The following is a 15,762-nucleotide window of genomic DNA, read 5'->3' on the forward strand; positions in this document are numbered from 1 at the left end:
CGCTTTGGTTCAAGGGCTTAAAATCGTCGGGCTCAGGCGAAGACGTGCGCCTTGCCCGATACGGTCAGCCGCACGATCTCGCCGACCGCCGGCGCGTCCATGCCGGATTTGCGCAGGATCAGCGGCGTGCCGCCGATGGCCGCGGCGTCGGGCGGATCGGAATTGTTCAGGAGCCGCACCGCGATCGTGCATGTCGAGCCGGCGAATTCCGATTCCGTCACCTCGCCGAACGGCATGTCCGATGTGCCCGACATGCCCTCGCGCGAGGTGCGTTTCAGGCCGATCTGTTCCGGCCGCAGCATGATACGGGCGACATCGCGGCTGTCCGGCGCGTCGACGGCGATGCGGCCCAGCGGCGAACTGGCGAAGCCGCCCGAAATGCTCGCCGGCAGGATGATGGCGTCGCCGAGGAACTCGGCGATCATCCTGTCCTTTGGCTTGAGATAGAGCTCGCGCGGCGTGCCGACCTGGGAAAATTTCCCATCGCGCATTACCGCCACCTGGCTGGCGAAGGAGAGTGCCTCGGCCTGATCGTGCGTCACCAGGATGGTGGTGATGCCGGCCGCCTCCAGAAGTTCGGCCACCGCCTTGCGCATCGAGGCGCGCAGGCCGGTGTCGAGTGCCGAGAACGGCTCGTCGAGCAGCATCAGCCGCGGCTTCATCGCCATGGCCCGGGCTAGCGCCACGCGCTGCTGCTGGCCGCCGGAGAGCTCGTGCGGGCGGCGTTTAAGGATCGCCTTGTCGAGTCCCACGATGTAGGCAAGTTCGACGATGCGCTCGGCGCGCTTGTCGTCGTCCCGTGCCATGCCGAAGCCGATATTGTCCGAGATGGTCAGATGCGGGAACAGGGCGCCGTCCTGCGCCACCACGCCGATGCCGCGGCGATGCGCCGGGACAGCGGCGCCGCCATTGGCCAGCACCTGCCCGTCGAGTACGATGCGGCCTTGGTCAGGCGCCTCGAAGCCGGCGATCAGCCGCAGCAAGGTCGTCTTGCCGCAGCCGGAAGGTCCCACGATCGCCGTGCGGCTGCCGCTGGCGACGTTCAGGTTGACGCCGGCCAGTGCGGCTACCGGGCCGTAGTGCTTGTGCAGATTACCGAGTTCGAGAAAGCTCATCGTCCTGCCATCCGCTTCGACTGGACGTAGAGCAGCCAGGTCAGGGGCAGCGACATCGCCACCATGATGAAGGCGTAAGGAGCCGCCGAGGCGTAATCGATCTCGCTGCTGTAGGACCAGAACGCCATGGCCAGTGTGCGGGTGCCGTTCGGCGCCAGCATCTGGGTCGCGGTCAGTTCGTTCATGATGCCGAGCGCCACCAGGGCCATGCCGGCCGCCGCACCGGGCGCCGACAGGCGGATCGTCGTCGACCACAGCGCATTGAGCGGCCGCCGGCCGAGGCTGGACGCGGCGCGTTCGAGCTCGACCGGCGCTTGCGCGATCGATGCACGCAGGCTGACCAGCGCGCGCGGCAGGAACATCAGTGCATAGGCGACCAGGATAGTGAACAAGGTCTGGTAGAGCGGCAGTGCGATGCGCACCGTGATGGTGACCAGTGCCAGCGCGATCACGACCCCGGGCAGCGAGCCGACGATGTAATTGCATCCCTCGAGCAAGCGCTGCAACGGACCCGGCGCGCGGATAGAGATCCAGGCCATCGGCATGGCCGCGACAGTGGCAAGCAGGGCGCCAGCGAGGGACAGGAACAGCGTCTGGCCGAGTGCCAGGCCGATCTCGTCGAAGCGCCAGACATCGGCGCCGCCGGCGGCGAGCCAGCGCCCGATGGTCACGAACGGAACGCCAAGCGCCAGCAGTGTGGTGACGGCGAGCAGCAGCAAGCTGGGCAGGGTGGCGCGGCCGAGGTTCATTCGTTGCTGGTATCGCGCGGCACCGGAGCCGACACGGGCATAACGCTCCTCGCCGCGGACCAGCACTTCGAGGCCGAGCAGCACGAAGCAGCAGGTCACCAGCACGCCGGCCAGCATGTTGGCGGCCGGGCCGTTGAAGGTCGACTGGAACTGATCGACGATCGCGGTCGTGAAGGTGTCGAAGCGAATGAAGACATAGAGGCCATATTCGGCCAGCAGATGCAGGCCGACCAACAGCGAGCCGCCGCATATTGCGAGCCTGAGCTGCGGCAGCACGACGCGCCAGAACACGCGCCAGGGTCCATGGCCAAGTGCCGCGGCCGCGTCCTCGAGAGCGGGATCGAGACGGCGCAGGGCCGCCGACACCGGCAGATAGAGGAAAGGGAAATAGGCGATGACGGACACCAGCACGCCAGCCCACAGGCCGTGCAGCCCGGGCACCAGGGTGATCCAGGCATAGGAGTGCACGAAAGCGGGGATGGCGAGCGGCGCCACGCAGAGCCAGGACCAGAGCCGGGCACCGGGCAGGTCGCTGCGTTCCGTCAGCCAGGCAAGCGTAACCGACAAGGTGATGGCGATCGGCACCGCCAGCAGGACGAGCAGGCCGGTGTTGACCAGCAGTTCGCCGACACGCGGCCGAAAGACCAGTGCCGAGACCGTCTCCCAGCCGGTCTGCACCGCGACCCAGATGATGAAAGCGAGCGGCAGCAGCGCCAGCAAGGAGACAAATATGGCGGCGGCGACAAGCCAAGGCGCCGCCCGCCGCTGCGCCCGTCGACGCATTTTGGACGGCAGGCCGGGACGCGCGAGATCGACCGCGGACTGCATCAGTTCAGGCGCCATACCGTTGCGACGCGGCAGAGGCAATCATGGGACCACGGTCGCGGTCAGGAACGAAGCGTGTCGTCATGGACGAATGCATCTCGAAACAAAACGCTCCCGCGAAAGGTGAATTCCCGCGGGAGCACGATCTGACGTCCTTATTAGGAAGAACGGCAACTAAAGCAAGCCGGCTGCCGTCATCAGGTCGGTGACCTTCTTGGAGTTCAGCGTCGTGGCATCGACCTTCGGCGCCTGCAGGTCGGCCAGTGGCACCAGCTTCGGATTGGACTGCGCGCCCTTGCCGACCGCGTATTCGAAGGAGGTTCCGTTCTTCAGAACGTCCTGGCCGCCCTTGCCGGTCACCCATTTCAGGAAGGCCTGGGCTTCCTTGGGATGCTTGCTCGAGGCCAGCACGCCGCCGCCGGAAACCGATACGAAAGCGCCCGGATCCTGGTTCTTGAAATAGTGCAGCGCGACGTTCTTGGAGTTTTCGCCGGTCTTGGCCTGATCGCCAAAGTAGTAGTAGTGGTAGATCACGCCGCCTTCGATCTCACCGGCATTGACCGCCTTCATCACGGTGCTGTTGCCCTTGTAGGCGGTGAAGTTCTCCTTCATCGCCTTCAGCCAGTCGGCCGTGGCGGGCTCGCCCTTGAGCTGCAGCAAAGCGCTCACGATGGCCTGGAAATCGGCGCCGGAAGGTGAAGCCGCCCAGCGGCCCTTCCAGCTCGGGTCGGCGAGATCGAGCATCGACTTGGGCAGCTGGTCTGCCTTGAGCTTGGTGGTGTTATAAGCAAACACGGTGCTGCGCGCGGCCACGCCCACCCATTTGCCGCTGGTGGCCTGATAGTCTTGCGGGACTTGAGCCAGCGTATCGGCGTCGACCGGCGCGAACAGGCCGGCATTCTCGACCAGCACCATGGCCGGCGAATTTTCCGTCAGGAACACGTCGGCGGGCGAGGCAGCACCTTCGGCGACGATCTGGTTGGAGAAGTCGCTGTCACCGCCGTTGCGCAAGGTGACCTTTATCCCCGTTTCCTTGGTGAACCCTTCCGCCCATTCCTTCGCCAGGCTTTCATGCTGGGCGTTATAGACGACGATGCCGGCATCTTCGGCCGTCGCCGGACCAGCGGCGAGGCTGATTGCAAGCGCGGCTACGCTGGCAAGGGCAAGAAGGGGGGATTTCATAAGGGTACTCCTCGGGTTGTCCCGCACTGGGGTGCGTCCGAGTACCAATTCATGAATACACTAGTCAAGATTGAAAGACGACGGGCATCATCACGGTTTCGCGTGTCGGACGCCGATGGCATCACCCGATATGCGGGGCTGGTGGCTGCTCCTGCGGGATGCAGCCATCGACCATGGGATGAATGGTCCACCGCTGGTCCAGCCCCTGCTGTGTTCGTTTGGTCTCGGGATCGAACGCTTCGTTCAGCATGGCGCACCAGGTCCTGCGCAAATTGTCGCAGCGCGTCCGGAACGCTGCGCTGCCAAGCCCGTCACGGATATCCTGCGCGGACAGGTCGGTGGTCTCGCCCGGCGGTTTGGGCGGAACCGTGCCCGTGTCGGCAAAGTCCGGATCCCACTGCAGATAGTGTTTCGCGTCGACACTGGCGGCCGCATCGAATTTGACCACCGCCATCAGCGGATGAAACTCGTGCCAGCCCTTGTGGTAGCCGTCATAGACATGTTCGCCGAGGACGGCGACATGATCGCCCATCCTGATGGGACCGAGCGCCTTGTCGCCGACATTGGCGTCCTCGACATTGCCGGGGTTCCAGTTGAACAATCCCTGCAGGACCGGCTTGACCCCGCCGAAATAGGATGCCGCTCCGCCAATGGCGCCGCCAATGGCCGCTCCGAGCAATCCTCCCAGGAACGAGCCGATGGCGCAGCCCAGCGCACCCAGGAAGAACGATCCTATGGCGCAGCCGACAGCCGCTCCGGCACTGGCGCCGGCGGCCGCCGCGGCCACCGTGACGACCAGGGCCGCCGTCAGCAGGATGACGATGGCCGGCGCCCATTGGCGCATCTTGATCCAGAAGTCGCCCTCGGCCTCGCAGTGCAGGCCCCAGCGGGCATGATCGTCGGCCGGTGCGTAGCCCAGATCCGTCTTTAGGTCGTCGCGTGGCAACAGCAACTCATGACCCTGAAAGCCGTCATTGAGAATATCGTTGGCCGGATGGGCCGCGACGCTGGCGGCGAATTCCGCCACGATGGTGCCGTCGGCATTGTAGCGATTGGCCGCCGCCAAGGCCGCCTCGTTGGTCTCGGCGTTGAGAATTTCGGTCGTCGGATGCGGCATCAGTATGACGTCGAAATACTGGTCGTTGTCGAAGGCGCCGAGATCGCTGCGGAACGGATTGTAGGAGACGATGCCGACGGCGCATTTCGGATTGTCCTTGTCGAGGCAGACCAGGCGGTGGTTGAGCCATTCCCCGGCGGCCTTGTCGATCGTCGCGGTGGCGGACGCCAGAAATGCGATTGCCGCGGCAAGTGCCGCACCGACCGGCCCCAGCAGCAGGCCGAAGGCGGCCGCCAGCCCGGTGATCACGATGATCTGCAGCGCCTGGCCGGCGAGGAAAGCCAGCCGATCGTCCTCGTTGTAGGGCTTGCCACCGACCGGATAGAGAAAGCAGCTCGTATAGTGCTTGTAAGCCATCGGAGCGCCTCAGCCTTTCGTGGCGGTGAGCGTCACGCCGCCGGTCATGGTGCGCGATCCACTCTCGCCGATCGTGAAGACGTGGACGTTGAAGGTCTTTGAGCCGCGGAACGCGGTGTCCTTCGGTTCGATTTCGACAGCGATCTCGGTCAGCTGGCGCGGCTGCAGCAAAAGCGTTCTTGGGACGATCCTGACCGACCAGTCGTCCGGCACGGGAAACCGGCCATACGCCTGTTCCTCGAGGGCCTCGGCCCAGCGCGCCTTGCTTTCGGCGAGCCGCGGCTGTGGGGTGTCCGTGCGCTCGTCTCGACCCTGGCCGCGTGGCGGGATACATGGCCGCAGCTTCGGCAGAGCGTAGCAGTCCGCCTCGATCTGGAAACGCCGGACGACCGAGGCCTCGTTGCGCACGCTGAAGACGAACTTCGCCGGTGAGCGCATCTCGGCAATGTTGACGTTCTTCTGGCCAAGGTTGTTGCCGGGGTTGGCGTCGTCGCCCCAGGAAAGCTGTGCCTGCAGGCAGTAGTGGCCGCCGGTGGCGGGCGTGGTCCAACTGAACTCGGCATAGGCAGGGCAATCGATCGTGCCCTTGGCTCCGAGATTGATGGCGACGTTGGCGATCGGACGGGAAATGGTTTGGGCGCCGAATGACAGGTAGGACAGTGCCACCCCGACGCCCACCGCGGGGGCGTCATAGGACCCGTTCCAGACGCGCACGCGAACGCGATATGCATGTGCTGGCTGAAGCGCGCCGCTGACCGGCAGGGTGCCGTCGAAAATGTCGATGTCGGGGTTGTCCCAGGTGACCGCGAGCCCCTGCGCCATCAGATAGTACTGTGCATAGAGAAGAGGATCGGCGCGCTTGTAGATGTCGGGCGGCAGCTGGATGCAGCAATCGTTCTGCGCCGGGCTGGGCAGCCGCTGGCCCTTGGCCAGCCGGCAAAGCAGCCTGCATATCGTGGCAAACAGCACCTTCAGCCCGGTGGCCAGACGCTTCCAGAATTCGGCGGCGAACAACAGCAAGGCCGCGGTTCTGATGTGGTTGACCAGAGATCCTGCCATGTCGTGTTTCCCACGCTGAGAGGACGCAACGGTAATGTTTTCCTGGCGGACCTGTCTCCGCCGGTTGTCCAGAGGCTATTTCTTCAGTGATCCCTGTCTTCTGTAGAAGTAGACGGCGGCGACAAGGACTATGGCCGCAATGACAAGGCTGCTCTCGAAAGTTCCCGAGCCATTGTCGGGAGAAAATCCAAAAATGCGTTCAATGAAATCCATTTCGGCCGCCCTCCGATCCCTTGACGCTACAGAAGGGTTTACCTTACGTCAATCAAAGGTTGGTCCCGCGCCGCTCCTCACGCATGAGCTGGGAACCAGAGAACCCGTCCGGGAATTTAGCGAGCCATCCCGCAAACTTTCGTGATTTGCCCGTAGTTTGGCTTGGACATTATTTCGCCGGCCACGTAACAAATCAGTGCCGAGGCGCGAAGATCGGGGAGTGAACTCTTGTGAGCGGCAAGGACGAGGCCGAGCTTTCCCGGCTGATGCGGGCCGCGATCGCGGGGGATGAAAAGGCCTATGCCGACTTTCTGCACCGGATTGCCGCGCTGGTGCGCGGTTTCGTCAGGCGCAAGATCGTGCAGGGCGGGGTCGATCCCGAGGATGTCGTGCAGGAAACCTTGCTGGCCATTCATGTGAAACGGCACACCTGGCGCCAGGACGCGCCGGTGCTGCCCTGGGTCTATGCGATTGCCCGTTTCAAGCTGATCGATGCGTTCCGGCGGCGCGGACGGCGCATCGAGATCGATGTCGACGACATCGCCGAGACGTTCGCCGAGCCCGAAACGGAAACCGTCAGCGAGCGGGACATCAACCGGGCGCTCGACGGGCTGCCGCCGGCACAGCGTTCCGTGGTTTCAGCAGTATCCGTGGAGGGCCGCTCGATCGGCGAGACGGCGGCTAAGTTCGGCATCAGCGAGACGGCGGTGCGGGTGTCGCTGCACCGGGGACTTACCGCCATAGCCAGGCGATTCGGGCAGGGGCGGTTCGGGCGGGAATGACATGAAGACCGACGATCTCATCAAGGCGCTCGACGCCGATGCCCGCAGCAAGGCGATGCCATTGCGCTCGGCCTGGTGGCTGGCGGCTGGCGCGGCCGCCTTGGTCGCGGCGGCTGTCTTCATGATGACGATCGGGCCGCGCCCCGATTTCATGGTGGCCGCGCACACGGTGCGTTTCCTGTCCAAATTCGTTTTCACCATCGTGCTCGCCATCAGCGCCTTTGCCCTGATCCGTGCCCTGTCGACGCCGGGCGCGGCGACAGGCCGGGCTATGGCGGCGATGATCGCGGCGCCGCTGCTGGTCGCGCTAGCCGTGGTGCTGGAGCTCTTCATGGTGCCGCAGGCCCTGTGGGGCACGCGCATGATCGGCTCGAACATGATGATCTGCATGGGCTTCATCCCGCTGATCGGCATCGGCCCGCTGGCCATCTTCCTGTGGATGCTGCGCTATGGCGCGCCGACACGGCCGGTGCTTGCCGGCGCGGTCGCGGGGCTGCTTGCCGGCGGGCTGGCGGCGACTTTCTACGCGGCGCACTGCTTCGACGATTCGCCGCTTTTCGTTGCCACCTGGTACACGATCGCCATCGCGGCTCTCGCTCTGCTTGGCGCGCTCGGCGGGCGGTTTTTCGTGCGCTGGTAGCAGGATACCCACGCCTACACCCCGTGAATACCGATCCTTAATCATGCCGGCAATTGTCTGCCGGTTTTCCATGTCGCCTATGCCCTGGGCGCAACCTTTCCTTAAAATCGATCCTTCAGGGTTTTAACGGGAAAAAGCGATTGCCCACGGGGGTGGCACGAATCGTGACATTGCGAGGTATCATCGGGCCGGGACGGCACAAGCATGCAGCTCTGGCGCTGCTTGTGGCCGGTCTGGCCGTAGTGGCCGCCTCGCTTGTGCTGTCAGGGCTGGACCTTGGCGCGCAAGCCCTCAGACTTTGCCTCCAAATATCGGTCGCTGTGACGGTCTGCGCGCTTTTCGCGGCCTATCTGTTCATCGGTCGAATCTCGGAGGATCGACGGCAGATCACGGACAGCGAGCAGCGGTTCCGCCGGGCCATGGAGGACTCGGCGATCGGCATCGCTATCGTCGGTCTCGACGGGCGTATTCTCCAGACCAATCCGGCCTTTGCCGCCATGCTTGGCTACAGCCGCGACGAGATCGAGGCACTGACCTTCTTCCAGCTCACGCATCCCGACGATGTGCAGATCGGCAGCGAAACGATGGCCGGCCTGAAGGCGGGCACCGTCGATGCCTTCCACTTCGAGAAGCGTTATCTCAAGAAGGACGGCACACCCGTCTGGGCTCATCTTGCCGGCTCGGTTATTCGCGACGAGAAAAGCGGCCGGCCGCTCTATCTCGTCTCGCAGATCGAGGACATCGACGCGCGCAAACAGGCCGAGGCGCGCATCACAGAGGCCGAAACGCGCTGGAACTTCGCGCTGGCCGGCGCCGGTCAAGGTGTCTGGGATTTCGACATGCGCAAGGGGGGCACCACCTATTCCTCTACCTGGGTCAAGATGCTGGGCTACGGGGATGGCGAGCTCGATGGTGACCCCGATCGCTGGCTGACGATGATCCATCCAGACGATCGCGCCACGGTCGCGGAGGCCGATCGCGCCCATCTCGCCGGCGAGACGGAATTTTTCGAAGCCGAGTTCCGCATGCGCCACAAGGACGGCCGCTGGATCTGGATCCTCGACCGCGGCAAGGCCATCGAGCGCGATGCGGACGGACACCTGGTCAGAGCGATCGGCAGCTTGATGGACATCACCCGGCGAAAGCAGGCCGAAGAACGGCTCATCGTCTCGGCGGCGATGCTGGCCGACGAGAAGGAGCGGCTGAGGGTGACGCTGCAATCGATCGGGGATGCCGTCATCTGCACCGATGCCGCGAACCGCGTCACTTTCATGAACCCGGTGGCCGAAAAGTTGACCGGCGTTTCCAGTGACGATGCGCTGGGCAAGACGCTGAGCCATGTCTACTGGGCAGTCGACGAGGAGACCGGCCACAGGATCGGGATGACGCGGCCGGTGACAGGCGAAGAGGCGCGCTCCGACCAGAACAGCCGCGCGGTCCTCATCCGCCGCGACGACACGCGCTGCAGCATCCGCCAGGTCGTGTCGCCGATCCTCAACGAACGCAACGAATTCTGCGGTCTGGTGATCGTCTTCCAGGACTTCACCGATGCGCGTGCCCTGCAGCGACAGCTTGCCCATGCCGCCGCGCACGACGCACTGACGGGCCTTGCCAACCGCTCGAGCTTCATCCGCGCCATGGAGGGGATGGTCGATCAGGCGCGCAAGGACGGCACGACGACAGGGGGCCGCCATCAGTTCATGTTCATCGACCTCGACCATTTCAAGCTGGTCAACGACACGGGAGGTCACGCTGCCGGAGACGCCCTGCTGAAGCGGGTCGCTGACGCCCTGCGCGGCGTGCTTGGTCCTGAAGACATCGTCGCGCGCCTGGGTGGCGACGAATTCGCCGTGATCCTGAAATCGGCTTCCACCACCGACGCGAGGATCGCGGCGCGTTCCATCATCGATGCGATAGCGGGCCTGAACTTCACCTGGGATGGCCGGCCGCACGGGATCGGCGCCAGCATCGGGTTGACCGCGATCTGCGCCAATTGCGGCGAAGTCGACGAGATCATCGCAAGGGCCGACGCCGCTTGCTATGCAGCCAAGGCCGCCGGCCGGGGATGCGTTTCGGTGGCGCCGGACGGCAAGGTCAGCGACGATGACAGGTCAGAACCGCCCAAGCCACTCGCCGCGGCCTCGTGAGCGGCAATCACGTCAGCGCGTCGGAACGGGATGCTCGCCGCGATAATCGTAGAAGCCGCGCCCGGTCTTGCGGCCGAGCCAGCCGGCCTCGACATATTTGACCAGCAGCGGGCAAGGCCGGTACTTCGAATCCGACAGGCCGTCATGCAGCACCTGCATGATCGACAGGCAGGTATCCAGGCCGATGAAATCGGCAAGCTGCAGCGGTCCCATCGGATGGTTGGCGCCGAGCCGCATGGCGGTGTCGATGGCATCGACCGAGCCGACGCCCTCATAGAGTGTGTAGATCGCTTCGTTGATCATCGGCAGAAGGATGCGGTTGACGATGAAGGCCGGGAAATCTTCCGAGACGGTGATCGTCTTGTCGAGCTGCTTCACATAGGTCTTGGCCGCCTCGAAGGTCTGGTCCTCGGTGGCGATGCCGCGCACCAGTTCGACCAGCTTCATCAGCGGTACCGGGTTCATGAAATGTATGCCGATGAACCGCTCCGGCCGGTCGGTCTGGGCAGCTAGCCGTGTGATCGAAATCGACGAGGTGTTGGTCGCCAGGATCGCTTCGGGATTGAGCTGAGGACAGAGCTGCGCATAGATCTTGCGCTTGACGGTTTCGTCCTCGGTCGCCGCTTCGATCACCAGATCGGCGCCGGCGAGATCGGCCATCGTCGGTGCCGACGCGATGCGTGCCATCGCCTGATTGCGCAGCTTCTCGTCGAGCTTGCCGGACCCCACCTGACGGGCCATGTTGCCGCTGATTGTGGCAATGCCCTTCTCGATGCGGTCGGGCGATATATCGTAGATCAGCACCTTATAGCCCGAAAGCGCGGAGACGTGGGCGATGCCGCCGCCCATCTGGCCCGCACCAATGATGCCGATCGTCTCGATCTTGCTCATTACCCGATCCCGTCCGGAGCGTTTTTCGCTGGATCGCGAACCGCCCCATCTCTTTGTTTTCCCGCAATTCCCGGCGCAAAAACCCCTGCGCACTGCTGCTGGAATTGCTTTCAGCCTTTGTGGCCTGCTTATTGTGCGGTGCAAACTAAAAGGGTGGGGCGACTTCGTCTACCCCACCCTTCGCAATTTAATACGGTTGCGCGGAAGCGTCAAAGCGCCTTCTGCAACTCCGGCAGGATGACGAAGAGGTCGCCGACGAGGCCGTAGTCGGCAACCTGGAAGATCGGCGCTTCCTCGTCCTTGTTGATGGCGACGATGACCTTGGAATCCTTCATGCCGGCAAGGTGCTGGATGGCGCCGGAGATGCCGACCGCGATGTAGAGATCGGGGGCGACGACCTTGCCGGTCTGGCCGACCTGCCAGTCGTTCGGCGCGTACCCGGCATCGACGGCGGCGCGGGAGGCGCCGACGGCGGCACCGAGCTTGTCGGCGACCGGCAGGATGACTTCCTGGAATTTCTCCGAGGAACCGAGCGCGCGGCCGCCCGAGATGATGATCTTGGCCGAGGTCAACTCCGGACGGTCGGTCTCCGACAGCTTGTTCTCGACGAAGGTGGACAGGCCGGGATTGGCTGCCGCATTGACCGTCTCGACCGAAGCCGAGCCACCGTCGGGCGCGGCCTGGAAGGAGGCGGTGCGCACGGTGATGACCTTCTTGGCGTCGCTCGACTGCACCGTCTGGATGGCGTTGCCGGCATAGATCGGCCGCTTGAAGGTATCGGGCGAGACCACTTCGATGATCTCGGAGACCTGCGCGACATCGAGCAGGGCCGCCACGCGCGGCGCGATGTTCTTGCCGGCCGACGTCGCCGGCGCGATGACCGTGTCGTAGGCGCCAGCCAGCGAGACGACCAGTGCCGCCGTCGGCTCGGCCAGGCGCTCGGCGAGTTCGTCGGCTTCGGCGAGCAGCACCTTGCTCACGCCCTTCAGTTTCGCTGCTGCGTCGGCGGCAGCCTTGGCGCCTTTGCCGGCCACCAGCACATGAACGTCCGAGCCGATCTGCAGGGCGGCCGAAAGCGCTTTGGCGGTCTGGTCGGAAAGGGTGGCGTTGTCGTGTTCAGCGATGAGGAGAATTGCCATGTTGTCTGTTCCTTCCGATCTCAGAGCACGCCGGCTTCGTTCTTGAGCTTGTCGACCAGTTCGGCGACGCTCTTGACCTTGACACCCGCCTTGCGGCCGCTCGGCTCCTCGGTCTTGATGACCTTGAGGCGTGGCTTGACGTCGGCGCCGTAATCGGCCGGGCTCTTCTCGTCGAGCGGCTTCTTCTTGGCCTTCATGATGTTGGGCAGCGAAGCATAGCGCGGCTGGTTGAGGCGAAGGTCGGCGGTGACGATCACCGGCATCTTCAGCTCCACCGTCTGCAGGCCGCCGTCGACTTCGCGCGTCACCTTGGCATGATCGCCCTCGATCACGACTTTGGAGGCGAAGGTGCCCTGCGCCCAGCCGAGCAGGGCCGCCAGCATCTGGCCGGTCTGGTTGGAATCGTCGTCGATCGCCTGCTTGCCGAGAATGACAAGGCCTGGCTGTTCCGCATCGACGACGCCCTTCAGCACCTTGGCGACGCCCAGCGGCTCGGTCTGTTCGTCGGTCTTGACCAGGATGGCGCGGTCGGCGCCCATGGCGAGTGCGGTGCGCAAGGTTTCCTGCGCCTGCTGCGGACCGATCGACACGACGATGATCTCTTCGGCCTTGCCGGCTTCCTTGATCCGGATCGCCTCTTCCACCGCGATCTCGTCGAACGGGTTCATCGCCATCTTGACGTTGGCCAGCTCCACCGCCGAACCATCAGCCTTCACGCGCACCTTGACGTTCGCGTCCACAACCCGCTTCACGGGCACAAGGATCTTCATTTGCCTGTCACCTCTTCACGCTAGTTGGGCGCGCTATAGCAGCCTGCGCCCCTTCTGAGTTGTCGAAAGCCGACATTCCTGACTGAATTCCGGCCAGACGGAATTCTGGCCGGATGGAAATTCTGGTCTTTGCCCGCCCTGGCTGCTCCTTAAACGCCTTGGGCCGCGGCGGAGACGTTTCCGTAATTGTGGCAACCCGTGCCGTCAATACGCTGAAAGCCGCTCAAATCGGTTCAGTTTGGGCCAGAAGGGTTTCCACGTCCCCAGCGCGTCGTGGTGGCGGCCGTTTGGGGCGCCGCTGGTTCGCCGACCACCGGCGGCTGTTCAGGAGTAGGTACCACGGCATCCTCGTCGGCGGGTGCGAACAGCGGCACGCCGCGGCTGCGCAGGACCAGCACCAGAACCGCGCCGGCAATGATGCCGCCGATGTGGCAGGCCCAGGATATCTGATCCTCGCCGCCGGCCGCGAACATGACGATCTGGAACAGCACCCACAGGATGAGCGGGATAAAGGCTGGAATGCGCAAAGGGATGCGGGCGAAGGCAAGCACCCACACCTTCACCCTGGGATAGAGGATCAGGTAGGCGACGACCACGCCGGCGATGGCACCCGACGCGCCGATCAACGGCGCCTGCGAATCCCAGGCGACCAGCCCCTGGAAGGCGGCTCCGGCGATGGCGCACAGCAGATAGAAGATCAGGTAGCGGATGTGGCCGAGCGCGTCCTCGACATTGTCGCCGAAAACCCAAAGGAACAGCATGTTGCCGCCGAGATGGAAAATATCGGCATGCAGGAAGGAATAGGTGAGATAGCTCAGGCTCTCGGGGATGATGACAAAGCGGGGGTCGAGTTCGGCCGTGTCGTGAACGACGGACGGGATGAAGCCGAGGCCAAGCACGGCGGCATTGGTGAAGTTCTCGCCGCCGAGCGCCGTGGCGCAATAGATCACGGCGTTGGCGACAATCAGACCGATGGTCACATATTGCAGCCTGATGTGGCGCAGCCTGTTGGTGTCGTAAAGCGGGATGAACATCGGTCGCCGGCCCCTCCCGCCTCTGGTCCGTTCAGCGGTTCTTGCCGGGAACCCATAGCACGTCGGCATTTCCGTTGTCATTGACCGCCCGGGCGGCGACAAACAGGAAATCCGAGACGCGGTTGATGTATTTCAGCCCGTCGCGGTTGACGTGTTCGGCCGGGTCCTGAGCCAGGGCGACCATCAGCCGCTCGGCGCGCCGTGCCACCGTGCGGGCGAGATGAAGCGCCGCCGCTGCCGGCGTGCCGCCGTTCAGCACGAAGGATTTCAGCGGCTGGAGCTTCTTGTTGAGGACGTCGATGTCGTGCTCGACACGGTCGGTCTGCGTGGCAACGATGCGCAACGGCTCGTAGCCAAGCGGCTTGCCGTCATCAGGCACGGCGAGATCGGCGCCGAGGTCGAAGAGATCGTTCTGGATGCGCGAGAGCATGGCGTCGATCGCCTGGTAGCTCTGTTCGGTATGCACGCGAGCCATGCCGATGCAGGCATTGGCTTCGTCGACCGTGCCGTAGGCGTCCACCCTGAGATCGGATTTCAGCCGCCGCTCACCAGTGCCAAGGCCCGTAGTGCCATCATCGCCGGTGCGGGTGTAGATCTTGTTGAGCTTGACCACATCGCCTCCCGAAAAGCCTCACTTGCGGGTGAAATACACGGCCAGCAGGATCAGCGCCAGCGCCACGGCCTGCAGCAGGACGCGGGCCTGCATCAGCTTGTTGGAGGTCACACCGGAGCCGCCGCGCATCATGTTGATGAGCCCCCTGATCAGCACGACCACCACGGCGGCCATGACCAGAATGGCAAGGATGTTGAAGGCAGTGGCCATTTTTGCGTTTCCAGTTCTTTGCTTGTTCAGGCGCGCTTGGCGAGCAGGCGGTGGAGCATCGAGGCCGGCAGGATGCGTTTAAGCATGGCGCCGATCCTGGCCGACATTGTTACCACATAGTGCGGGCGTGGGCGCCGCGACAGAAGTGCATGGCGAAGCACCTTGTGGACCACTTCAGGCCCGGGCTTCCGCGCCGATTGGCTGCCGCCGGCGCGCATGCGCTCCAGTTGCGCGGCATAGTCGGCGCGATGCGCGGAATTCTCATGGTCGATATTCCTGAGGAACCAGGGCAGGCCATTGCTGGCGATCTTCGATTTCACCGGCCCCGGCTCGATCAGCGAGACATGGATGCCGCTGCCGGCCAGTTCCTGGCGCTGGCACAGCATCAGGGCCTCCAAGGCATGCTTGGAGGCCGAATAGGCGCCGCGGAAGCGCACAGGCACGAGACCGAGGATCGACGAGCAATGGACGAGGCGGCCGTGGCCCTGGCGTCGCATCACCGGAACCAGGCGGCGGGTCAGGTCGTGCCAGCCGAAGAAATTGGCCTCGAACTGCTCCCTGAGCGCCGCAACGGGCAGATCCTCGACGGCGCCTGCCTGCGCGTAGGCGCCGTTGTTGAACAGCGCGTCGAGCCTGCCGCCGGTGCGGTCGAGCACCGCCGCCGCCAGAGCGGCTATGGAGTCCGGTTCGCTATAGTCGAGGTAAAAAGCCTCGACGCCGTCGACTTCGAGGGCGGCGATGTCCTCCGGCTTGCGCGCCGTCGCGAACACCCGCCAGCCCTCAGCCTTCAATGCACGGGTGCAATAGGCGCCTATGCCGGAAGATGCACCGGTGACGATGATGGTGCGCAACTCTGCCGCTGGAGAATTCGGGGTTTGACGAAGGGTTGCCATTTGCCGCATTCATTTCCCATATTCGC

The 15,762-nt window shown here is 64.2% G+C and carries 15 protein-coding genes; 3 read left to right on the forward strand and 12 right to left on the reverse strand.

The annotated features are described in order from the left end of the window. Positions 1–32: 32 nt before the first annotated feature. From LB554_RS21910 to LB554_RS21930, 5 genes are all read right to left on the reverse strand, one after another. Complete coding sequence (locus tag LB554_RS21910; protein ID WP_224526232.1) at positions 33–1,115, reverse strand: ABC transporter ATP-binding protein; 1,083 nt, start codon at positions 1,113–1,115, stop codon at positions 33–35. Then, positions 1,112–2,692 (reverse strand): ABC transporter permease, encoded by a 1,581-nt coding sequence (locus LB554_RS21915; RefSeq protein ID WP_411962644.1) that lies wholly within the window; start codon positions 2,690–2,692, stop codon positions 1,112–1,114. The genes LB554_RS21910 and LB554_RS21915 overlap by 4 nt, the downstream gene beginning before the upstream one ends. A 171-nt stretch (positions 2,693–2,863) precedes the next feature. Then, on the reverse strand, positions 2,864–3,871 hold the full coding sequence (locus LB554_RS21920; protein ID WP_140662818.1) for an iron ABC transporter substrate-binding protein: 1,008 nt from the start codon (positions 3,869–3,871) through the stop codon (positions 2,864–2,866). A 121-nt stretch (positions 3,872–3,992) separates the two neighbouring features. Beyond that, the gene (locus tag LB554_RS21925; protein ID WP_224586927.1) at positions 3,993–5,345 is read right to left on the reverse strand and encodes a hypothetical protein; all 1,353 of its coding nucleotides are present in this window, start codon (positions 5,343–5,345) and stop codon (positions 3,993–3,995) included. 9 nt (positions 5,346–5,354) lie between these two features. Continuing rightward, positions 5,355–6,404 (reverse strand): hypothetical protein, encoded by a 1,050-nt coding sequence (locus tag LB554_RS21930; protein WP_224586929.1) that lies wholly within the window; start codon positions 6,402–6,404, stop codon positions 5,355–5,357. 443 nt (positions 6,405–6,847) lie between these two features. Between LB554_RS21930 and LB554_RS21935 the strand changes: the two genes are divergently transcribed. From LB554_RS21935 to LB554_RS21945, 3 genes are all read left to right on the forward strand, one after another. After that, complete coding sequence (locus LB554_RS21935; RefSeq protein ID WP_015315559.1) at positions 6,848–7,399, forward strand: sigma-70 family RNA polymerase sigma factor; 552 nt, start codon at positions 6,848–6,850, stop codon at positions 7,397–7,399. Between the two features lies 1 nt (position 7,400). After that, a complete protein-coding gene (locus LB554_RS21940; RefSeq protein ID WP_224586931.1) occupies positions 7,401–8,039 on the forward strand; it encodes an NrsF family protein in 639 nt (212 codons plus the stop codon). A 164-nt stretch (positions 8,040–8,203) separates the two neighbouring features. Next, positions 8,204–10,186 (forward strand): PAS domain S-box protein, encoded by a 1,983-nt coding sequence (locus tag LB554_RS21945; protein ID WP_224586933.1) that lies wholly within the window; start codon positions 8,204–8,206, stop codon positions 10,184–10,186. A 12-nt stretch (positions 10,187–10,198) separates the two neighbouring features. On the opposite strand, the gene LB554_RS21950 is transcribed toward LB554_RS21945, so the two are convergent. The 7 genes from LB554_RS21950 to LB554_RS21980 form a co-directional block, all read right to left on the reverse strand. Continuing rightward, a complete protein-coding gene (locus LB554_RS21950; protein WP_015315562.1) occupies positions 10,199–11,077 on the reverse strand; it encodes a 3-hydroxybutyryl-CoA dehydrogenase in 879 nt (292 codons plus the stop codon). A 209-nt stretch (positions 11,078–11,286) separates the two neighbouring features. Continuing rightward, positions 11,287–12,216: an electron transfer flavoprotein subunit alpha/FixB family protein gene (locus LB554_RS21955; RefSeq protein WP_140662810.1), complete on the reverse strand. Its 930-nt coding sequence runs from the start codon at positions 12,214–12,216 to the stop codon at positions 11,287–11,289. Between the two features lie 20 nt (positions 12,217–12,236). After that, positions 12,237–12,986, reverse strand: a complete 750-nt coding sequence (locus tag LB554_RS21960) for an electron transfer flavoprotein subunit beta/FixA family protein (RefSeq protein ID WP_140662808.1) — start codon at positions 12,984–12,986, stop codon at positions 12,237–12,239. A 233-nt stretch (positions 12,987–13,219) separates the two neighbouring features. Then, positions 13,220–14,020: a rhomboid family intramembrane serine protease gene (locus tag LB554_RS21965; RefSeq protein ID WP_140712902.1), complete on the reverse strand. Its 801-nt coding sequence runs from the start codon at positions 14,018–14,020 to the stop codon at positions 13,220–13,222. Positions 14,021–14,051: 31 nt separating this feature from the next. Next, positions 14,052–14,633, reverse strand: a complete 582-nt coding sequence (locus LB554_RS21970) for a cob(I)yrinic acid a,c-diamide adenosyltransferase (RefSeq protein WP_015315566.1) — start codon at positions 14,631–14,633, stop codon at positions 14,052–14,054. Positions 14,634–14,651: 18 nt separating this feature from the next. Beyond that, on the reverse strand, positions 14,652–14,843 hold the full coding sequence (locus LB554_RS21975; protein WP_015315567.1) for a twin transmembrane helix small protein: 192 nt from the start codon (positions 14,841–14,843) through the stop codon (positions 14,652–14,654). Positions 14,844–14,869: 26 nt separating this feature from the next. After that, entirely contained in the window at positions 14,870–15,736 is an 867-nt protein-coding gene (locus LB554_RS21980) for an SDR family oxidoreductase (protein ID WP_140787741.1), read from the reverse strand. Positions 15,737–15,762 lie beyond the last annotated feature (26 nt).

The organism is Mesorhizobium sp. CO1-1-11 (assembly GCF_020164995.1).
GTDB classification, from domain to species: Bacteria; Pseudomonadota; Alphaproteobacteria; order Rhizobiales; family Rhizobiaceae; genus Mesorhizobium; species Mesorhizobium australicum.

Excerpts from the sequence above, each read along its gene's own strand:
- LB554_RS21910 (WP_224526232.1), bottom strand. The coding sequence starts at position 1,115 with ATGAGCTTTCTCGAACTCGGTAATCTGCACAAGCACTACGGCCCGGTA.
- LB554_RS21915 (WP_411962644.1), bottom strand. The coding sequence starts at position 2,692 with ATGCAGTCCGCGGTCGATCTCGCGCGTCCCGGCCTGCCGTCCAAAATG.
- LB554_RS21920 (WP_140662818.1), bottom strand. The coding sequence starts at position 3,871 with ATGAAATCCCCCCTTCTTGCCCTTGCCAGCGTAGCCGCGCTTGCAATC.
- LB554_RS21925 (WP_224586927.1), bottom strand. The coding sequence starts at position 5,345 with ATGGCTTACAAGCACTATACGAGCTGCTTTCTCTATCCGGTCGGTGGC.
- LB554_RS21930 (WP_224586929.1), bottom strand. The coding sequence starts at position 6,404 with ATGGCAGGATCTCTGGTCAACCACATCAGAACCGCGGCCTTGCTGTTG.
- LB554_RS21940 (WP_224586931.1), top strand. The coding sequence starts at position 7,401 with ATGAAGACCGACGATCTCATCAAGGCGCTCGACGCCGATGCCCGCAGC.
- LB554_RS21950 (WP_015315562.1), bottom strand. The coding sequence starts at position 11,077 with ATGAGCAAGATCGAGACGATCGGCATCATTGGTGCGGGCCAGATGGGC.
- LB554_RS21955 (WP_140662810.1), bottom strand. The coding sequence starts at position 12,216 with ATGGCAATTCTCCTCATCGCTGAACACGACAACGCCACCCTTTCCGAC.
- LB554_RS21960 (WP_140662808.1), bottom strand. The coding sequence starts at position 12,986 with ATGAAGATCCTTGTGCCCGTGAAGCGGGTTGTGGACGCGAACGTCAAG.
- LB554_RS21965 (WP_140712902.1), bottom strand. The coding sequence starts at position 14,020 with ATGTTCATCCCGCTTTACGACACCAACAGGCTGCGCCACATCAGGCTG.
- LB554_RS21975 (WP_015315567.1), bottom strand. The coding sequence starts at position 14,843 with ATGGCCACTGCCTTCAACATCCTTGCCATTCTGGTCATGGCCGCCGTG.
- LB554_RS21980 (WP_140787741.1), bottom strand. The coding sequence starts at position 15,736 with ATGGCAACCCTTCGTCAAACCCCGAATTCTCCAGCGGCAGAGTTGCGC.